At 71.5% G+C, this 18,632-nt stretch carries 17 protein-coding genes; 11 read left to right on the forward strand and 6 right to left on the reverse strand.

The genetic code is table 11. The features are described 5' to 3' along the window. Window positions 1-2: 2 nt before the first annotated feature. Both ACYVHU_RS20530 and ACYVHU_RS20535 read right to left on the reverse strand, forming a co-directional pair. Window positions 3-1,244 carry a carboxylate-amine ligase gene (locus ACYVHU_RS20530; protein ID WP_078759671.1) on the reverse strand — a complete coding sequence of 414 codons (1,242 nt, stop codon included), beginning with the start codon at window positions 1,242-1,244 and terminating at the stop codon, window positions 3-5. Between the two features lie 121 nt (window positions 1,245-1,365). After that, window positions 1,366-3,168, reverse strand: a complete 1,803-nt coding sequence (locus tag ACYVHU_RS20535) for a hypothetical protein (RefSeq protein WP_078759672.1) — start codon at window positions 3,166-3,168, stop codon at window positions 1,366-1,368. A gap of 102 nt (window positions 3,169-3,270) precedes the next feature. On the opposite strand from ACYVHU_RS20535, the gene ACYVHU_RS20540 reads away from it, so the two are divergent. Both ACYVHU_RS20540 and ACYVHU_RS20545 read left to right on the forward strand, forming a co-directional pair. Then, window positions 3,271-3,498, forward strand: coding sequence for a helix-turn-helix domain-containing protein (locus ACYVHU_RS20540; protein ID WP_078759673.1), 228 nt, complete (start codon window positions 3,271-3,273; stop codon window positions 3,496-3,498). A 131-nt stretch (window positions 3,499-3,629) separates the two neighbouring features. Continuing rightward, window positions 3,630-4,385, forward strand: coding sequence for an ABC transporter permease (locus ACYVHU_RS20545; protein WP_498949290.1), 756 nt, complete (start codon window positions 3,630-3,632; stop codon window positions 4,383-4,385). Between the two features lie 55 nt (window positions 4,386-4,440). Here the strand turns inward: ACYVHU_RS20545 and ACYVHU_RS20550 are convergent, their stop codons facing one another. After that, complete coding sequence (locus tag ACYVHU_RS20550) at window positions 4,441-5,403, reverse strand: EamA family transporter (RefSeq protein WP_498949291.1); 963 nt, start codon at window positions 5,401-5,403, stop codon at window positions 4,441-4,443. A 71-nt stretch (window positions 5,404-5,474) separates the two neighbouring features. Between ACYVHU_RS20550 and ACYVHU_RS20555 the strand changes: the two genes are divergently transcribed. Next, on the forward strand, window positions 5,475-6,419 hold the full coding sequence (locus tag ACYVHU_RS20555; RefSeq protein WP_078759675.1) for a LysR family transcriptional regulator: 945 nt from the start codon (window positions 5,475-5,477) through the stop codon (window positions 6,417-6,419). A gap of 9 nt (window positions 6,420-6,428) precedes the next feature. Here the strand turns inward: ACYVHU_RS20555 and ACYVHU_RS20560 are convergent, their stop codons facing one another. Continuing rightward, window positions 6,429-7,370, reverse strand: coding sequence for a LysR family transcriptional regulator (locus tag ACYVHU_RS20560; RefSeq protein ID WP_078759676.1), 942 nt, complete (start codon window positions 7,368-7,370; stop codon window positions 6,429-6,431). Window positions 7,371-7,567: 197 nt separating this feature from the next. Between ACYVHU_RS20560 and ACYVHU_RS20565 the strand changes: the two genes are divergently transcribed. After that, window positions 7,568-8,533 carry a magnesium transporter CorA family protein gene (locus ACYVHU_RS20565; RefSeq protein ID WP_078759677.1) on the forward strand — a complete coding sequence of 322 codons (966 nt, stop codon included), beginning with the start codon at window positions 7,568-7,570 and terminating at the stop codon, window positions 8,531-8,533. Window positions 8,534-8,537: 4 nt separating this feature from the next. Here the strand turns inward: ACYVHU_RS20565 and ACYVHU_RS20570 are convergent, their stop codons facing one another. Further along, window positions 8,538-9,449, reverse strand: a complete 912-nt coding sequence (locus ACYVHU_RS20570) for a ketopantoate reductase family protein (RefSeq protein ID WP_498949292.1) — start codon at window positions 9,447-9,449, stop codon at window positions 8,538-8,540. Window positions 9,450-9,587: 138 nt separating this feature from the next. On the opposite strand from ACYVHU_RS20570, the gene ACYVHU_RS20575 reads away from it, so the two are divergent. The 4 genes from ACYVHU_RS20575 (at window position 9,588) to ACYVHU_RS20590 (ending at window position 14,486) form a co-directional block, all read left to right on the forward strand. Then, window positions 9,588-10,142 carry a GNAT family N-acetyltransferase gene (locus ACYVHU_RS20575; protein ID WP_078759679.1) on the forward strand — a complete coding sequence of 185 codons (555 nt, stop codon included), beginning with the start codon at window positions 9,588-9,590 and terminating at the stop codon, window positions 10,140-10,142. A 212-nt stretch (window positions 10,143-10,354) separates the two neighbouring features. Beyond that, window positions 10,355-11,035 carry a pyridoxamine 5'-phosphate oxidase family protein gene (locus ACYVHU_RS20580; RefSeq protein ID WP_144290646.1) on the forward strand — a complete coding sequence of 227 codons (681 nt, stop codon included), beginning with the start codon at window positions 10,355-10,357 and terminating at the stop codon, window positions 11,033-11,035. Between the two features lie 45 nt (window positions 11,036-11,080). After that, window positions 11,081-12,304, forward strand: coding sequence for a coiled-coil domain-containing protein (locus ACYVHU_RS20585; RefSeq protein WP_078759681.1), 1,224 nt, complete (start codon window positions 11,081-11,083; stop codon window positions 12,302-12,304). 64 nt (window positions 12,305-12,368) lie between these two features. Next, complete coding sequence (locus ACYVHU_RS20590; protein ID WP_394330026.1) at window positions 12,369-14,486, forward strand: FUSC family protein; 2,118 nt, start codon at window positions 12,369-12,371, stop codon at window positions 14,484-14,486. A 17-nt stretch (window positions 14,487-14,503) separates the two neighbouring features. Here the strand turns inward: ACYVHU_RS20590 and ACYVHU_RS20595 are convergent, their stop codons facing one another. Beyond that, window positions 14,504-15,169, reverse strand: a complete 666-nt coding sequence (locus ACYVHU_RS20595; RefSeq protein WP_078759682.1) for a cyclase family protein — start codon at window positions 15,167-15,169, stop codon at window positions 14,504-14,506. A gap of 249 nt (window positions 15,170-15,418) precedes the next feature. Here ACYVHU_RS20595 and ACYVHU_RS20600 point away from each other — a divergent pair, with 249 nt between their 5' ends. The 3 genes from ACYVHU_RS20600 (at window position 15,419) to ACYVHU_RS20610 (ending at window position 18,508) form a co-directional block, all read left to right on the forward strand. After that, window positions 15,419-16,117 carry a lysophospholipid acyltransferase family protein gene (locus tag ACYVHU_RS20600; protein WP_498949293.1) on the forward strand — a complete coding sequence of 233 codons (699 nt, stop codon included), beginning with the start codon at window positions 15,419-15,421 and terminating at the stop codon, window positions 16,115-16,117. A gap of 192 nt (window positions 16,118-16,309) precedes the next feature. Continuing rightward, window positions 16,310-16,873 carry a hypothetical protein gene (locus tag ACYVHU_RS20605; RefSeq protein ID WP_498949294.1) on the forward strand — a complete coding sequence of 188 codons (564 nt, stop codon included), beginning with the start codon at window positions 16,310-16,312 and terminating at the stop codon, window positions 16,871-16,873. A gap of 282 nt (window positions 16,874-17,155) precedes the next feature. Then, the gene (locus ACYVHU_RS20610; protein ID WP_078759685.1) at window positions 17,156-18,508 is read left to right on the forward strand and encodes an FAD-dependent oxidoreductase; all 1,353 of its coding nucleotides are present in this window, start codon (window positions 17,156-17,158) and stop codon (window positions 18,506-18,508) included. The last annotated feature ends 124 nt before the right edge of the window (window positions 18,509-18,632 follow it).

Here is an 18,632-nt window from a genome sequence, read left to right on the forward strand (position 1 = left end):
GGTCACTTCTCCACCGCCTCCAGCCCGTGGCGGGTCTGACGCACGAGGAGATCGACCACGTCGGACAGCCGGCCGCGTCGCGCGTGGGCGGCGCGCTGACGGTGCGCCCCGGAGCCGACCTCCAGGACCCGCCCCAGCAGGTGGTCCACCAGGTCGGTCTCCCCCGCCGCCCGTAGTCCCGGCATGGCCGCCTCGACCAGGCGGTCGACTTGGCGGCGGGCCGGCACCGGTTCGACCGTGAAGGGGTCGAGCGCCGCTCCCTCCAGGCCGTCGCGCGCCGATCTCCACATGGCCAGCCGCAGCACCCTGTCGGGGATCCGGGGCGCGGGACGCCCCTCGGCCACGTGCCGCAGCGCCACCGAGGTCAGGCCGCGCACCAAAACGGCGAAGAGCACGGCCTCCTCCACCGTCGCGGCGACGTCGGCCACCCGGATCTCCAACGTCGGCAGGTGCTCGGAGGGGCGGACGTCCCAGTAGACCATCCGCCGGTCCAGGATCGCCCCGGACCGCAGCATCTCGGTGACCATCCGCTCGTGGTCGGCGACCGAATCGAACCACGGCGGCGGGCCGGCCGACGGCAGGCGCCCCCACAGGATCGAGCGCCAGCTGGCGTATCCGGTGTCGCGACCGCGCTGGAAGGGGGAGTTGGCGGTGAGCGCGAGCAGGATCGGCAGCCAGGGCCGCAGGTGGTTGACCACGCTGACCGCGGTCAACCGGTCGGCGACCGCCACGTGAACGTGACAGCCGCACACCACGTGGGCCTCGCGCAGCGCCCCGAAGCGCGAGGCGATCGCCCGGTAGCGCGCCCCATCGGTGAGGGGCGCGGACGCCACCTCTCCGAGGACCACCGTCCCCGTCGCCGTGACCGCCAGCCCGCGCGCCGCCGCGGAGTCGGTCAACGACCGTCGGGATTCGACGAGCGCCGTGTGGAGCTGGCCCGCGGTGTGGCACACCGGGCCGGCCGATTCGACCTGGAACCTGGTGATCTCGGCGCACAGGTCGGCGGAGACCTCACGTGCTCCGGACAGCACCGTGGCCGCCCGCGGGCTGACCTGGCGGCTCTGCGCGTCGACGACGAAGAACTCCTCCTCCACCCCGAAGGTGGGCGGCCCCGGCCACGCCTCCTCACGCGGCGCCGGCGCGGCCAGCGGGGCCGCGGTGGCCTCGGGAGGGATGACGGGCAAGGGGGAGGCGTCCGGTGTCGGGGATCGGTAGTCGTGACTTGTGCGGCCGAGCTCATCCATGCGAAGGCTCCCACAGGTCGGCGGGTATCGAGAGAGTAGATACCCCATAACGGTGCGTACCTGTTGCCTCTCGACAGTCCCGGCCAGGAACGGCCGTCCCATCACAAAACGGATCGGTGTCCTACCTGCGGATCAGATCACGGATATTGACCACGAGCAGGACCACGACCACCGCCGCGAGCGGGACCACGATCGTGATCCGCCAGTTCAGGGTGAAGGCCACGACGATCCCCGCGATCACCCCGACCACGACGAGGAAGACGGCCAGACCCGTGAGGAACGTCGTCAGCTTGCGCCGCGCGAACGCGTCGAACGCCGCGAACACCAGTACCACGCCCACCGCGATCGGCCACGCGAAGGGACCACGCAGCAACAGCAGCATGAGCCCCAGGGCGATGATGAGCAGCGGCGTGCTCAAAGCGGCCCACACGTGCAGGAACCGCGTCGGACGCTGCTCTCCCGAACTGTAGGGCAGGTGCGGCGAGCGCAGGTGCGCCTGGGGGCCGCGCACCAGGGACTCGCCCCGTTCCAGGGCGGCGCGGTGGACGTCGCGCTCGTCGATGGCCAGCGCCTGTTCCCGGCGCAGCTCGGCCAGTTCCCGTTCGGCCTGGGCGATCCGCTCGCCGTACTCGCGCGCCCTGGCCTGGGCGTGCGCGCGCCGCTTGAGCACGATCTCGGCCGAGGCGAGCCGCCGCAGCTCGTCACGGCGGCGCACGATCTCGGCGTCGGCCTGCTCGATGCGGGAATCCAGATCACTGAGATGCGCCAGCAGCGCCCCACGGGCGGCCGACTCGTCCGGGGCGACCTTGTGCAGACCCACCCAGTTGAGCGGGTCGGCCCAGGACTTGCGCACGGTCCCGTCACGCTCGTAGCGAGGCCCGCTCGGCGCCCGCTCACCGTCGAACCAGTCGCGGGTGTCACGCCCCCACAGGCCACGGAAACCCCGTAGCCACGGTGTGCTGTCGTCGACGAGGACCGGGTTCCAGGCCCGTTCCCCGCCGGGCCCCACCCGCACCCCGTCACCGCGCGCGTAGTCGACGAAGGGGACACCGATGCCGTGGCGCGCGAGCGCTCTGCTGCTGGGGAACAACCGCTGCGTCAGACGCCGCCACGCCCGCACCACTCCGCGCAGCACCGCGGGGTCCACCTGGATGAGGTAGTCGCCGGGCAGCATCTGGTGGGAGTGCGACCCCGCCCCCACGTAGATGATCGGGTGGTCACCGTCGCGGTGCAGCTCGGGATCGTCCCACCTGCGCCGCAGGTCGTCGCCGGTGTACTCGTGGGAGGAGGCCCCCACCCAGACCGGCCGGGTCCCGCCGTCGGGGGTCTCGACCAGGTAGACCGTGACCTTCTCCCAGTCGGCCTCGTGGTCGTTGACGCCGCCGTAGGTGGAGCGCCAGTCGTTCATCGCGTAGAAGAACCAGTACTGGAGGGCGATGTAGCCGCCCTCGCGCACCACTCTGCCGTAGTAGGTGGACCCGCCGTCGTCGAGCCGGTCGCGGTAGCGCGTCGCCGCGGCGGCCGCGACGCCCCCCGGCACCGCCCCGCGGATGAGCAGCGAGAGCTTCATCAACACGTCGACGACGCGACCGAGCACCCCCACCGCGGCGAGGCGACCGCTACGGGGGATCACCGGCCGGGCGGTCCGCCGGAACCGCCGTGCCTCGGCCCGCAACGACGACTCCTGCACGAAACGCAGGTGCTGGTCGTGGCCGGGCCACTCCTGCTCCGCCTGAGCCAGCCGTTCGGCGGTCAGCTCCCCGGCGGGAACCACTTCCTGTTCCCCACCATCGGGCAGGTCCAGCCACAGGCTGCAACAGCGGAGGTACTTCTCGATGTCGGTTGGAAAGAACAGCTCCCCTTTGGTGTACATCAACACCGGCTCATAGGCCCGGAGCAGTTCCAGATCACTTTTGGCGCCCATAATTGCGCCTGACACTAATGGATCGCGGGGACAGCGCCGGACGGACCACGGACGTTCACGGGCGTGACACCGCCAGGACCGCGAAGGCGTAGATTGCCGGACATGGAGGATGATCAGATCAGCGCGCTGGCCCGGTCCGCGCGAGGCGACGTGCCGTTGGCGGCCCTGCGCGCCACGACGGAGCTGCGCCGGGAGGTCGAACGGCTGGAGGCCGTGCACGTCCGCCGGGCCCGTCTCCAGGGCGCCACCTGGGCGGAGATCGCCGAGGCGCTGGGAGTCACCAAGCAGGCGGTGCACAAGAAGTACGGCGGGCGCCGCAAGGAGGCCTGACCCCCGGCCGTTCCGCCCCGGCGTCCGCCGAGCGCGCTTCCACCGCTCAATGTCACCATGATCACATCGGCGCCCTTCGGCCCTCCCTCTCGGCGGAAGGAGCCCTCCCACCGCCGATACGCTGCTGTTCCATGTCCTCCGCCGCGGCCTCGCCCCTCCTGCCCGTCGGCCCCCGGCTCGGCGCCGTCATCGCGGCGCTGGCGCTGGCCGCGATCGCCGTCTCCGCGCTCGGCCGGCTCGGGCACGCCCGGGCGGTGCTGACCGCGAGTGTGCGAGCGCTCGTGCAACTCGGTGTGGTCGCCCTGGTGATCGTGGCCGTGGTCGATTCGCCCCCGCTGACGCTCGCGTTCGTCGCCATGATGGTCGTGGTGGCCACGGCCACAGCGGGCCGGCGCATCACCACGGGTTGGTCGGCCCTCTGGGCGGTGCTGCCGATCGGGGCGGCCTTCCCGGTGATCGGCCTCCTCCTCGCCACCGGGCTGGTCCCCTTGGACGGCATGGTGCTGATCCCGGTGTCGGGCATCCTCATCGGCGGCGCGTTGACGGCCACGGCCCTGGCCGGCCGGCGCGCAGTGGAGGAGCTGCAGCAACGCCGCGGCGAGGTCGAGGCCGCCCTGTCCCTGGGACTCTCGCCTCGGGACGCGGCGTTGGAGATCTGCCGCCCCGCGGCGGCCGGCGCGCTACTGCCCGCGCTGGACCAGACCCGCACGGTGGGGCTGGTCACCTTGCCCGGCGCGTTCGTGGGGATGCTGCTGGGCGGGGCCAGTCCCCTGGCCGCCGGAGCGGTTCAGCTCTTCGTGCTCATCGGCCTGCTGGCGGTGGAGTCACTGGCGATCGTCGTGTGCGTCGAGCTGGTGGCGCGCGGGGGGCTGTCAGCTCGCCGGTGACCGGGGACGGGTTCCCGTGCCGCGGCCCCCGTCCCCACGGCGGAAGGCAAGGCCGTCAGTGGCTGTGCGTCGCGGCGACGCGGGCCGGCCCGTCCGCCTCCTCGCCGGCCCGGTCCGGGCCGGCCGTCCTGAGTACGGGCGCCTTTCCCTCCTGGCGCGCCGCGCCGACGCCGGCCACGACGACCAGCACCATCCCGACCATCTGCACCGCGACCGGCATCTGGGCGATGACGACGAGGCCCATGACCAGGCTGACCGCGGGCTCCAGGCTGATGAAGGTGCTGTAGGCGGTCCGATTCATCCGTTGGAGGGCGATCATCTCCAGCAGGAACGGCACGAGCGGGAACAGCAGGGCGATGCCGAGGGTGGTCACCAGCAGGTGCGGGCTGGGATTGGCCGCGACGGCGGGAAGGCCGAGCGGGGCGGTCAGCACGGCCGAGACCGTCAGGGCCAGCGCCAGGCCGTGCACCGCGCCGAAGCTGCCCCCGACACGCTGGGTCAGCACGATGTAGAGCGCGACGCAGGCCGCGCCGGCCAGTCCGAAGGCGACCCCGGTCAGGTCGACCTGGGTGTCCCAGGGGCGGGTCATGCAGACCACGCCGGCCACGGCGGCGAGGATCCAGACCAGTTCGCGGCGCCGTCGCATGGCCAGGACCGCGACGACCAACGGTCCGAGGAACTCCAGTGACGTCGCCGTCCCCAGGTCGATGCGGGCGGTCGCCTCGGAGTAGAAGGTCATCATCCCGGCACTGACTGTGCCCAACATCACCACGGCCAGCAGCTCTCGCCGTGACGCTGCGCGCACGGCGGTGACCAGAGAGCGACCGCTCAGGGCGAGCAGGATGAGCGCGGCCCAGGTCAGGCGGAGCCAGGTGATGCCGGTGGAACCGGCCAGATCGAACAGCCTGACCGCGAAGGCACTGCCGGTGTGCAGCAAGAACATGCCGCCCAGCACCAGAAGCGGCGCGGGTACCCGGTTCAGGGCATGCCGAAACAGAGGAGAGAAAGAAGTGGTCACCCGACCATTGGACCGATCACGTTTGTTGCTGTCCACGGACCAATGGCGTATGAACCGTGTAGTTTTGGTGGATGGACCTGACGCGCCTACGACTACTCGTCGAACTGGACCGTCTGGGCACGATGGCGGCGGTCTCCGAGGTCACCGGCATGGGCACCTCCGCGGTCTCCAAACACTTCGCGGTGCTGGAGAAGGAGGTGGGCGTCAGGCTGCTGGTGCCCGACGGCCGCCGGGTACGACTGACCCCGGCCGGGCACCGCCTGGTCGAACACGCGGTGGGCATCCTCGCCAGGGTGGAGGCGGCGCGCGCGGAGATGGCCGGCGAGGGAGAGCCCACGGGACCCGTCAACCTCGTCACGTTCATCAGCGTCGCCACGCCCATCGTGCTGCCCGCGCTCCAGCGGCTACGCGAGGACCACCCGGGCATCGACGTACGCCTCATCGAGCACGAGCCCGACGAGGCGCTGGCACTGCTCCAAAGCGGCGACGCCGACCTCGCCCTGGTCTACGAGTACAGCCTGGTCCCACGGCGCTTCCCCGACACCCTCCGGCTGCACCGGATCGGTTCGGAGCCGCTCTTACTGGCCCAGCCGTCGGGGATCCCCGGCGGAAACCGGCCCATGACCCGCGAACGGCTCCGCGACCTGGCCGAGGCGTCGTGGATCTCCAACTCCCGTGGCAGCGACGAGGACGAACTCGTCCAGCGCATGTGCGCCGCGGCCGGGTTCTCGCCACGCATCCGACACCGCATCGACAACCTCGACGTGGTCACCTCCCTCGTCGCAGCCGGGCGGGGGGTGGGGGTGCTGCCCAAACTCGCCGCCGCGCCACGTCGGCGAGGCGTCGTGCACACCCCGCTGGGCGAGATCGGCGGGGTACGGCGCGCCTATCTGGTCGGCCGGACCGGAGGCTGGGCCTGGCGACCGATCCGGACCGTCGGGCACTACCTGCGCAGCGTGGCGCGCGAGGTCCTCGACGACGACAGCGGCGAGAGCCCCGACGTCTTGGACGCCTAGCCACTCCCCTTAGAACGCGGAGGAGGAGGCCACCATCAGCGGAGACGCCGAGGGCACCGGCACCTTGCTCGCCGCCTGCCGCATCGCGGTGAGCAGCGGCTCGGGATTGCCCCCGGCCCTGCTGACGCAGAAGATGTGACGGCGCGGCCCGTTGCGCACCGAGCGGACCACCACATGGGGCATGGACAGTCCGGTCCAGGCCAGACGGGGCATCAGGGCGACCCCCAGCCCCGCGCTGACGAGCGCGAACACCGCGCTGAACTCGTCGACCGTGTGGACCACGCGCGGCTGGAAGCCCACCTGGTTGCACGCCGCGGCGACACAGTCGTACCAGGCGGTTCCCGGCGCCGACATGATCCAATCGGCGTCGACGAGGTCACGGGCCAGGTCCAGTTCGGGGGAGACCGCCAACGGGTGGTCATAGGGCAGCACCGCGTCGAACGGTTCCACCATGATCGGGTCCATCCGGAAATCAGGGGTCCCACTGGCCGGCAGGTGCACCGAGGACATCGTGACCGCGAGATCGAGGGCTCCGGTGAGCAGCATCTCGGTGCTCTCCTCGGGCTCGGCCTGCACGATCTCGAACCGCCAGCCGGGGTGGGTGCGCCGCAGCCCGGCCACGGCCGGCGCGATCAGATCGGAGATCCCGGTGGCGAAGGAGCCCACACGGACGACGCCGAGCGTGCCGTCGGCGTACTGGGCGAGGTCGGCCTCCGCGCGTTCCATCTCGGCGAAGATGACCCGAGCGTGGTCGAGGAGGACCCGGGCCGCCCCCGTGAGCAGGAACCGCCGCCCTTTACGCTCGACGAGCGCCACCCCCGTGTCCTTGGCCAGTGCCGCCAGTTGCTGGGAGACCGCGGACGGGGTCACGTTGAGCGCTTCGGCCGTGGCCGCCACGGTGTGGTGCTTGTCAAGCGCCTGCAACAACTGCAGCCGCCGCACATCGATCATGGAACACAATCTAGGCGAGTCGGCACACTCGTTAGCACGGCTAAAGGCAACGAAACGGTGATGCTGATGGTGATCCGTTGCACGTTGCGGAAGCCGCAAGCACCGAACAGTGGCGAACCGGGAACCTCGTCACACCCACGACACACCCCGCGGCGCGCGGCCAAAGGACGAGGGACGGTTCTCCTTAAGGTGGTCTCATGCCGAGCACACTGCTGTTCCACAGGGGCGCCAAGACAGTGGAGGCTCCCTCGGTCGCCGACCTGACCGCGCCTGTGGCGGACGGCTCGGTGCTGTGGATCGGGTTGGGGCCCGGCGAGACGGAAGGGCTCGTTCCCCTCGCCCGGCGCCTGGGCCTGCCCGACGAGGCGGTCCACGACCTCCTCTCCCCGGGGCGTCGCATGCGCCTTTGGCGGCACGGCCCCGACACCGCGCTCACCGGTCACCTGCTCGTCCCCCGCGAGGACGGGACCTCCTTCGCCCGGCTGTCCCTGCTCCTGTTCGGCGATGTCCTGCTCACCCTGTGGGACGACGACCACGCGGACCCGCGTCCGTTCCTCACCGACGCGGCGGATTCCCCCCTGCTGTCGCGCTACGGCGCGGCCGCGCTGCTGCACACGCTGCTGGAGAACACCGCCGCCGGCTACCACGAGATGGCGCTGGACATCGACGAGCGGATCGACGACGTCGAGGAACTGCTGTTCGAGCGGGACCGGCCGCGCAGCACCCTGGTCCAGCAGCGCAGCTACGAACTGCGCAAACGGCTGACCCTGCTGCGCAGGGCGATGCTGCCGATCCAGCGGGCGCTGGTGGGGCTGTCCTCCTCGTCCGCGCCCGCCGCCGTGCGCGACATGGAACGGCACTACCGTGAGGTGACGCTCCAGCTCGACGCCACCAGCGATCTCATGGAGGCGTTGCGGGAGATGCTGGCCTCGCTGCTCAGCGCCGATCTGAACCTGCAGCAAAAGCAGCTCAACGTGACCATGAAGAAGCTGACGGGGTGGGCCGCCGTCATCGCGGTGCCCACCGCCGTCACGAGCTGGTACGGGATGAACGTGGCGCTGCCGGGCCAGTTCGCCCTGTGGGGGGCCTACCTCGCCAACGCCGTGCTCGTCGTCTCCGCGCTCCTCGTCTACGTCTCCTTCCGGCGCCGCGACTGGCTGTGACCGGTCAGGCGGGGCCGACCCGTTCCAGCTCCGCCACGATGCGGGCGGTCACCGGCGTCTCCACGCCGACCTGTCGAGCGGCACGCAGCAACGCCCCGCCCAGCGCGTCGAGCTCCATCGGCCGTCCGGCCTCCCGGTCACGCAACATCGACGGCTTGGTCGCGGCCGGAACCGCGTCCATCATCCCCAGGACGCCGTCGGTGTCCAACCGGATCCCGTGGCGCTCGGCGACGGCGGCGACCTCGCGGGCCACAGCGGCCAGGTCGCTACGGCGCGCCCCCCGCACCTCGCCGATCGGCTGTCCGGCATGGGTGCAGACCAGCGCGGTGGGCAGCAGGAAGTGGAACTTCGACCACAGTGTCACGCCCTCGTCGTCGCCGATCCCGACGTCGAGGCCCAGGTCCGCCAGCAGGGCGGCCAGCCCCTCCACCCGCGCGGCGGGCACACCGGAACGGGCCAGTTCCATCGCCGCGAACGGGCTGGTCTGGCTGATCTCCCCAGGAGCGACCCGGGTCGACTCCACCCGGATGCTCGCGGCGACGACATGGGCCGCGCTCCAACGGGTGCGCAGCGACGTGACGTGTTCGATCCCATTGAGCAGGGGGACGACCAGGGCGTCGTGCACCAAGGTGGCCGGGACCCGATCCAATGCCGCGTCCAACGCCGTGGCCTTGGGGGCCACGACCAGGACGTCAGGGCGTTCCTCCAGGACGGGGACCGCTCGGATCGGGGTGGTGAAGTCGCCGAAGAGCCGGGAGCGCACCCGCAGGCCGGCCGAGGCGAGCCGGGAGGCGGTCTGTTCCTGGGCGACGACCGTGACCCGATGGCCGGCGTGAGCGAGAAGACCGGCGAGCAGACCGCCGACACCTCCCGGGCCCAGAACAGCAAAATGTTGAGAATTTTCGATAACCGTCACGAGATCGCTTCCTTTCCTCTGCATCCAGCCACGCCACCCCTACTCCCCGCATAGGCTCGCACTACAGCTCAGCCCACCTCAACGAAGATCAGAGGCGGGCAGAGTCGTGCTGACGCGGGTGAAACGGGTGAGAAAAAGATGGAAACTTCGCTGGCGACCAAGCCTCGTGGGGGCGTCTCGGGAACGCTGCGCTTCCGCTATCTGGGACCCGACGAGATCGAGGTACTGTCCGGCCTGTGGCGGGCGCTGCACGCCCACCACACGGAGATCGCCCCGCACCTGGAAGACCTCATCACCTCCGTCGACGCGGACGAGTCCTGGCGGCGACGCCGGAGCCGCTACCTCGACTGGCTCGCCGATCCCGACACCCTAGCGGTGCTGGCCGAGCGCGACGGCGAGGAGGTCGGCTACGCGATGGTGACGCTGCGCGAGGACCGGAAGGGCTCCTGGGAACGCGGTGAGCGGGTCGCGGTCGTGCAGACGCTGTCCGTGCTCCCCGAGGCGCGGGGGACCGGCGTGGGGTCGGGGTTGCTGGAGGAGATCCGGCGGCAGCTCGGCGCGATGGGCGTGCACGACATGGAGCTGGCCGCGATCACGACGAACTCCGACGCGATCCGCTTCTACGAGCGTGAGGGCTTCCGGCCGTTCGTGACCACACTGGTCTCCAGGATCGGCGCCGGTCCACACGACTGAGGCGCGAGACCGCCGCACGGCGTAGGCCCGGCCGGGAGGATGCTCCCGGCCGGGCCCTTTTCATGCGCCGGCGGCCTCTACCCGGCACGGACGCGGCGTTTCACCCCGGAAAACCCGCCGCGGGGAGAAGCCCCGTCCCCACTTCCATATGCCCCGCCCTCTCTATAACATGACAGTACATAGCTTTCTTTGCACTATTGCGAATGAGGACCATGTTCGCCAGCTCGTCCACGCCAGACGCCCCGCGCACCATCCCCACCCGGCGGCCCGACCGTGCCCGTCACGACCGCGCGACCGTGCACGCCATCCTGGACTCCGACTTCGTCTGCCACCTGGGCTTCGTCGCCGACGGCCGGCCGGTCGTCCTTCCCACGCTCTACGCCCGCGTGGGGGAACGCCTCTACCTGCACGGGTCCACGGGAAGCCGCCCCCTGCGGGCCGCGGGACGCGGACTGGAGGTGTGCGTCACCGTCACCACCGTCCAAGGGATCGTGCTGGCGCGCTCGGCGATGCACCACTCCCTGAACTACCGCTCCGTGGTCGCCCACGGGACCGCCCACCGGGTCACCGACCCGGAGGAGCTCCAGATCGCCTTCGACGCGCTGCTCGACCAGACCGTCCCCGGCCGCTCCGCCGGCTGCCGGCCGCCCAACGCCAAGGAGCGTGCCGCGACCGCCGTACTACGGCTCGACCTCGACACGGTGTCCGCCAAGATCCGCGAGGGCGGCGTGAACGACGACCCCGCCGACGCCGACCTGCCGCACTGGGCCGGCGTCGTCCCCGTGTGGCGCGCCATCGGCTCCGCGGTCCCCGACCCCGCCCTCCCCCACGGCACTCCCCTGCCCGACCACCTACGGCGTTTCGTCGAGGACGGCGGGCAACGCCCCCGGTGACGGAGACCGCCCCGGTCCCCCGTGGGGAGCGCTACCCTCATCGGCGTGGCTGGCTCCGATGCGAACACCTGCAACTTTCCCGGCTGTGACCGTCCGGTCCCACGCGGATCGGCTCCCGGCCGTCCGCCGGAGTACTGCGACCTGCCCGAGCACACACGTTGGCGTGCCTGGCGGGAGCGCCAGCGGCTCCAGCAGGAGGCCCAGGCCGCCCAAGAGGAGCAGGCGAGCCGACACGACGACGAAGAGAGGGCTGACCACGCCCCCTCCACGAGCCGTGACACCCCCCAGGGCCCGGTGACCACCGCCCGTCCCTCCGGTGACTCCACCCCGGTGACCACCGCGCGGCTGCGCGCCGACGAACTGCTGGTCCGCTTCGCCGTGCAGTCCGAACAGCTCGCCGCCACCCTGACCGCCGCGGCCCGGACCTTCGCGGAGATGAGCGATCCGGCCAACGCCGAAGCCCAGGTGGAGGCGGCCCGGGTGGACGCGGCCCGCCGCATCGCCGAGGCGGACGCGGCCCGCCTGGAGGCCGAGAACCTGCGCCGCGCGGCCGAGCAGGCCCGCCGCGCCGCCGAGGAGTCGGCCTCCTCCGCGATCTCCGCCGCGGGGTCGGCCGAGCGCATGGCGGATGAGGCCCTCTCGACCCGCGACACCGCGGTGGCGGAACGCGACACGGCGCTGGCCGCCGCGGAGCGGGCACGTCGGGAACGCGACGACGCGCTCGCCGAACGCGATACCACCGCGCGTGAGGCCGCCCGGCGGATCCAGGCCGCCGAGGAGGAGGCGACCCGACGGCTGGCCGAGGAGCGGAAACGCGCCACCGACGAGCTCGCGCAGATCAAAGCCGAGGCCGCGGCCGAACAGGGGCGTCTGGAGGAACGCCTGGCAGAGGAGACGCGCGCCCGCGACGAGGCGTCCCGCCGGGCCGACCGGGCCGAGTTCGCGGCCGAGCGCGCCGAAGCCGCGGCGGCCGGACTACGAGCCGAGCGCGATCGGCTCTCCGCCGACCTGGAACGGGTCCGCCGCGCCGCGCAGGAGGAGGGCGACCGTCTCCGCGGCGAGGCCGAGGAACGCTCCAGGTCGGCCGCCGCGACCCTCGCCGAGGTCAAGGAGGCCGCCGCCCAGCGGCTGGCCGCGGTCGAGGACGCCCGCGCCCAGGCCATCCGCCGCGCCGAACGGGCCGAGGCCCAGTTGGACGACGCGCTGGCCGAGCTCAAGCGGCTGCGCGCGGCGGCCGCCGCGGCGCCGCCTCCGGCGGCTCCCGAGTAGGCCGGTCCCCTCCCTCGCCTCCGGACGCCTCCCGCCGTCCTCCCGATGATCGTCTCCTCCTAACATTGGGGCTGTGCGCGATCAGGGGGCGAGCAGCAGCGGTGACGGACCCGATCCGGCCGAGGCCGAATGGCGGCCACCGGCGCGGATCCGGCCGAAGGTGGGCGAACGCCCACGGCAACGGGTCGACGTCAAGGCGCTGTTCGGACTCGCCTCGGGGGGCTGGGCCTGGACCACCGCGGCCAAGGCCACCATCGCGATGGGGTCGTCGTTCGCGCTGTCCGCCTATCTGTTCGGCCCGCAGGTCGGCGCCCTGGCGGCGCTGGGGTCCATGACGGTGCTGTACGAGAAGAAGACCCCCTACGTGCATCGCGCGATCGCCCTGGCGCTTGTCGGTCTGGGCTTCGTGACCAGCGTGGCGCTGGGCTCGCTCGCCTCGGTGAGCCCGTGGAGCGCCGCGGTGGTGATCGGGCTCGTGGCGGGCACCGCCACGTGGATCTGCCAGGCGTTGCGCGTCGACAAGCCCGGCGCCCTCTTCTTCGCCCTGGTCTGCGCCATCTCCACCATCGCGCCGGGCGGGTTCGCCACGGTGCCGCTGCACACGGGCGTGGCCGCGATCGGCGCCGCCATCGGCTGGGTCGTGTCGATGGCGGGAGCCCCCTTCCGCGGCCGGCATCCGGAGCACCGGGCCGTCGCCGACGCCTTCCGGCAGCTCGCCGCCCTGCTGCGGGCCATCGGCACACCGCGCCTGGACCACGTCCAACACGACGCCTCCCTGGCCGTGTCCACCGCCTGGCGGCTGGTGCTGCTCGCCCAGACGCGCGGCTACCGCGACACCCCGACGGCCGCCCGGCTGCGGGCTCTGCTGCGCTGGGTCTCCGACATCCACCTGGCCGCCACCGACGTGTCGATGGCGCGCACCGAGCCGCTGCCCGACAAGGTCGCCGAGTTCGCGGACCGTCTGGCCCAGGCCGTGGGCAGACCGGAACTGTGCCCCGCTCCGGAGGAGCTGGACGAGGTGCGGCGGGGACTGCGGCCCCGCTCGCTGGAGTCACGGCTGTACGGGAGCCTGGCCCGGGCCGCCCAGACCGCGCGCAAGAGCGAGCACGAGATCGAGGGACGCGGGACAGAACTGTACGACACCCGCTATCCACCGATGCTGGACTCGCTGCGTTTCGGGCTGAGCCGGGAGTCTCTGATCCGGCCCACCGCGCTGCGCATGGGCATCACGGTGACCGCCGCGGGCCTGGTCGGCATCCTGCTGGGCTTCGACCGCTTCTACTGGATCTCCATCACCACCACGGCCGTGTTGCAGGGCGGCAACGTGGTCCTGACCGTCAACCGCTCCACGCAACGGGCGCTGGGCACGGTGATCGGCGTGTTCATCGGTGTGGGGCTGCTCTACCTCCACCCGCCCCTTCCCGCCGTGATCGTGCTGGCGGCGGTGTTCCAGGGGCTGACCCAGCTCGTGGTGGGCCGCAACTTCTTCTACGCCAGCATCCTCATGACCCCCATGGCGCTGCTGCTCGCCCACACCGCCGCCCCCTACCCGCTGGACGAACTCGCCCAGTCGCGGGTCATGGACACGATCGTGGGCTCGGTGGCGGGCATGCTCGGCGCGCTGTTGCTGTGGCGCAAGGCGGCGGCCTCGCGGCTGCCCCAGACGATCGTGGACGTGCTCGACGACGCGCGCACGGTCGTCACCGAGGTGCTCGACCCCGATGTCGAGATCAGCCCGGAACGCCGCTACCGGCTCCGCCGCGACCTGCGCGCCGACCTGTTGAGCCTGCGCGGCGTCTACGACAGCGCCGTCGGCGACGTGCCGCGGGCCAAGACGACCCAGCCGCTGTGGCCGGTCGTGGTGGCCACGCAGCGCACCGGCTACCTGGCGCTGGCCGCGCTGGCGCTGGACAACCCGCCACCCGCGTCGCAGATCACCATCCAACGCCTCGACCTGGCCTTCCGGGAGCTGAGCGCGGCGATGCGGGAGCGCCGGGCGCCCCGGCTGGGGGCGCTGCCCCGGCTGGTGGACTATCCGCGGATCAACATGGAGCTGCGCGCCCTGTCGTCGTCGATGCGCACGGCGGTGGCCGAAGAGGACCGCGCGGAGTCGCTGCTGCGGGAGCGCCGGGCGCGGCGCGAGTCGCACCGCGCCCGGGAGGAGGCCGACGCCGACCTGTGAGGCGGCGCGGCCGGGGTTCAGTCCCCGACGATCGCGAAGGCGCGGACGGGGAAGGTCCCCATCCCACGGACCTTCACCGGGACGGCGAAGAACCGGAAGCCCGCGGAGGGCAGCCGGTCGAGCACGCACAGGTGCTCCACGACGGGGATCCCCGCGGCGAGCAGCGTCGAGTGGGCCGGTCGCGCCCCCTTGCTCTCGGATGAGGTGTCGTCGATGTTGACCGAGTCGATGCCCACCAGCGCGGCTCCGGCCTCGACCAGTGCCTTGGCCCCCTGTTCGGTGAGGTGGGGGTGCTCGGGCGCGCCATAGCGCTCGGTGCGCCAGTGGCGGTCCCAGCCCGTGCGGATCAGCACGGCCCGCCCCTCCACGGCCACACCCTCGAACGTCTCGGGGCCGATGGCGCGGTCGGCGGCGTCGACCACGACCCCGTCGAGATCGGCGACCTTCTCCAGGTCGAGGTCGGCCAGGTCCGAACCGTCACGGTAGCGGTGGGCCGGGGTGTCGAGATAGGTCCCGGTGTTGGCGACCATGGAGATACGCCCGATCCGGAACTCCGTCCCCGGGGCGTAGTCGTGCCGGGAGTCGTCAAAGGACAGGTGGTCCTCGATGACCGGTCCGGGCAGGCCCGGATAGGTGATCATGTCGGCAACGATCTGGTGGCTCACGTCGATCAGCTGCGTCACTGTTTTCCGCCTCGTCTCCAGCTCTCGCGTTCCGACGGCCCCGTGGCGGGACCCGCCGCGTGCGGGCGACCTCGGTGGAGCCGTCCTCTCCCCGGAAAGGTCTAGACCAACTCTAGCGCGCCGCTCCCTTCCGGGCGCGCTGTTGCGGCATCGGTATCGTCGGGCGCGTCCTGGTGTTATGCGGCGCCGCTAGAGTCGGCGGTGTCGGCCGGCAGGTGCCGGCGGGTTCTATCGAGGAGAGGTTCCACGGTGTCGTTGTACGGGGTCGCCAAGTCGGTCATCGCACCCGTGACGCGGGCGCTGTGGCGGCCGCGGGTGGAGGGCCTGCACCACGTTCCCGCGCACGGTCCCGTCATCATCGCCGCCAACCACCTGTCCAACATCGATCCGTTGTTCCTCGGCGTGGTCGTACCGCGCCCGCTCATCTTCATCGCCAAGCAGGAGCTGTTCGCCGAGGGCAACATCGCGCAGCGGACCTTCACCCGGGCCTTGCGGGCGATCGGACAGGTGTCGGTCGACCGCCGTCCGGGTCAGAGTTCCCAGGAGGCGATGGACACCAGCCTGGCGGTACTCGCCGAAGGCCGGGCGTTCGGCATCTTCCCCGAGGGGACCCGCTCACCGGACGGACGGCTCTACCGCGGCCAGACCGGATTGGCCTGGCTCGCGCTGAAGTCGGGGGCCCCGGTGGTGCCGGCGGCCCTGGACGGCACCTCGCGCATCCTCCCGGCCGGGCGCAAGGTCCCCTCTTTCCACCACATCGGCGTGCGGTTCGGCCCGGCGGTCGACCTGTCCCCCTGGGCCGGAGGCGCCGAACGGGCACGCGCCCGGCGCGAGGCCACCGACGCGATCATGGCGGCCATCCAGCGCCTGTCCGGCCAGGAGCAGGTTCCCCGGTTCGCCTCCTCGGTAAAGGCCGAACTGGGCCGGGGACACGATCGCGCGGCCTGAGGCGCGCTCGTTCCGCCGGAAGCACGTGGCGTCCTTGTGCCCACTGTTTCGGTGTTCCTGCCCACGCAGGGTGACGACCCGGTCTAAAATCTTCCCAAGACCGGTCCCCTCACAATCCGGTCCTCCCTGACGGGGCCGCCTCCAGCGGTCCGACGTCAGTAGTGGACTGCTCGCGTGTGGAGGTCAGGAGCGGTGAAACGGCTGAGCCGGGTGTGTTTTCCGGTCTTTCCCGAGGACGGCGTCCTCCGTCTGCATGGACCGGGTCCGCGCCCACGCGCCGGCGTCGCTCCCCGCCTGCCGGGAGCCCTGCTCGTCCACGGCTCCGACCACCTGGAACTCAGCACGCTCCAGGGCAGGGTCGAGGTCACCGTCACGCTGGAGGAGTGGGACGGCGCTCCCGTACCCGGGGATCCGGGGGCGGACGAGGGGCACTGGGAGGAGGCCGCCGCCACGACGGTGTTCCTGCGCGGATACGTCGGGGTGGGCTGCGACGTCTCGGGGCGGGCGCTGGGCGCCTGGCTCTCGGGGGGCAGCAGGCGCTATCACGCCGACATCCGGGCCCGGCGCCGGCACGCCGTGGCCGAACGCTATGATCGGCTGCTCCGTCTCTACCGGGACCCGCAGTGCGCCGAGTTCCGGCTCGCGGAGGACGGGCTGCGCGGCCAGGAGGAGTTCCTGGTCCGGCTGTGGCCCGCCGTTGAGGCGCCTTCCTCCGTCGAACACGGGGTGAGGTACCCCACAGCGGTTTCGGGCTGAGAATCCACTCTTTCGCGTGTTGCCATCGAATGACGGCCGTTCCCCCGGCGCTGACGTGCGCGAATCCTCGGCACCGGGGAAGCCGCGCCCCGGAGGCCCGTTGAAAGACGGGGTTGTCTATTTTTGGGGTTGGTTTAGTAGGCATAACCCCCGTCCTGTAGATTAGGTTAGCCTAGCCTGACCCATGTGCGTCCGGGTCACCTGGTGCGCGGCACGTCGCGCTCCGACCGTGCCGCCCGAGTAGACGCGAAGGATGGAGATTCAATGACGCGTCCACTGCGAGTGGGAATCGTGGGGTCGGGCCCCGCGGGTATCTACGCTGCGGATCTGCTGACCAAGGACGACACCCTGACCGGCAGCGGAACGCCCCTCAGCATCGACATCCTGGACAAGCTGCCCTCCCCCTACGGGCTGGTGCGCTACGGCGTCGCCCCCGACCACCCCCGGATCAAGCAGATCCAGGCCGCCCTGCACAAGGTCCTCGACAAGCCCGAGATCCGTTTCCTCGGCAACGTGAACTACGGCGTCGACCTCAAGCTGGAGGACCTGCGTCGTCACTACGACGCGGTCATCTTCGCCACCGGCTCCGACCGCGACCGCCCCTTGGACATCCCCGGCATCGACCTTCCGGGCAGCCACGGCGCCGCCGACTTCGTCTTCTGGTACGACAGCCACCCCGACGTGGCCGACACCTGGAAGGTCGAGGGCAGCAGCGTCGCCGTCATCGGCGCCGGAAACGTCGCCGTCGACGTCGCGCGGATCCTCGCCAAGCACGCCGACGACCTGCTCGAGACCGACATCACCGACAACGTGCACCAGGGGCTGCTGGCCAAGCAGGTCACCGACGTGCACGTGTTCGCCCGCCGCGGCATCGCCCAGGCGAAGTTCACCCCGATGGAGCTGCGCGAGCTCGACCGCCAGCCCGGCGTCGAGGTGATCGTCTACCCCGAGGACTTCGAGCTGGACGAGGGCAGCCTCGCCGCCATCGAGGAGTCCAACCAGATCAAGACCAACGTCAAGGTCCTCCAGAACTGGGCGATACGCGACCCCAAGGGCGAACCGCGCCGACTGCACCTGCACTTCCTGCACCGCCCCGTCGAAGTCCTCGGCAGTGACCGTGTCACCGGGCTGCGCACCGAGCGCATGGAGCTGACCGGTGACGGCAACGTCCGCGGCACGGGCGAGTTCGTCGACCACGAGGTCCAGGCCGTCTACCGGGCCATCGGCTACCTCGGCTCCCCCGTCGCCGACCTCCCCTTCGACGAGGAACGGGGGATCATCCCCAACGACGGTGGGCGCGTACTCGACCTGGACAACGCCCCCATCCCCGGGGTCTACGCGACCGGGTGGATCAAGCGCGGCCCCGTCGGCCTGATCGGCCACACCAAGGGTGACGCGTTGGAGACCGTCACCAACCTGGTGGCCGACCGCGCCTCCTTCCCCGCCGCCTCCGAGCCCGAGCCCGAGGCGTTCCTGCGCCTGCTGGAAGAGCGCGGAGTCCCCTACACCACCTGGGAGGGCTGGCAGCGCCTGGAGGCCCACGAGGAGTCCCTGGGCGAGCCGCAGGGCCGCAAGCGCGTCAAGGTCCTCTCCCGGGAGGAGATGACCCGCATCTGCCGCGGCGAGGAGGGCTGACCCGCCCCGGCCGGCGAGGGCTTCCGCCGATTTGCGGGACCCTCGCCGCGTCGCCCCTGCTCATCCGGCTGTGAGCCACCTAACCGCCGATTTTGTCGGTCTGGACGGAACATCGCACCGCACC

It is taken from the genome of Marinactinospora endophytica (assembly GCF_054780875.1).

Excerpts from the sequence above, each read along its gene's own strand:
- ACYVHU_RS20530 (WP_078759671.1), bottom strand. The coding sequence starts at position 1,244 with ATGGATGAGCTCGGCCGCACAAGTCACGACTACCGATCCCCGACACCG.
- ACYVHU_RS20535 (WP_078759672.1), bottom strand. The coding sequence starts at position 3,168 with ATGGGCGCCAAAAGTGATCTGGAACTGCTCCGGGCCTATGAGCCGGTG.
- ACYVHU_RS20540 (WP_078759673.1), top strand. The coding sequence starts at position 3,271 with ATGGAGGATGATCAGATCAGCGCGCTGGCCCGGTCCGCGCGAGGCGAC.
- ACYVHU_RS20545 (WP_498949290.1), top strand. The coding sequence starts at position 3,630 with ATGTCCTCCGCCGCGGCCTCGCCCCTCCTGCCCGTCGGCCCCCGGCTC.
- ACYVHU_RS20555 (WP_078759675.1), top strand. The coding sequence starts at position 5,475 with ATGGACCTGACGCGCCTACGACTACTCGTCGAACTGGACCGTCTGGGC.
- ACYVHU_RS20560 (WP_078759676.1), bottom strand. The coding sequence starts at position 7,370 with ATGATCGATGTGCGGCGGCTGCAGTTGTTGCAGGCGCTTGACAAGCAC.
- ACYVHU_RS20565 (WP_078759677.1), top strand. The coding sequence starts at position 7,568 with ATGCCGAGCACACTGCTGTTCCACAGGGGCGCCAAGACAGTGGAGGCT.
- ACYVHU_RS20575 (WP_078759679.1), top strand. The coding sequence starts at position 9,588 with ATGGAAACTTCGCTGGCGACCAAGCCTCGTGGGGGCGTCTCGGGAACG.
- ACYVHU_RS20580 (WP_144290646.1), top strand. The coding sequence starts at position 10,355 with ATGTTCGCCAGCTCGTCCACGCCAGACGCCCCGCGCACCATCCCCACC.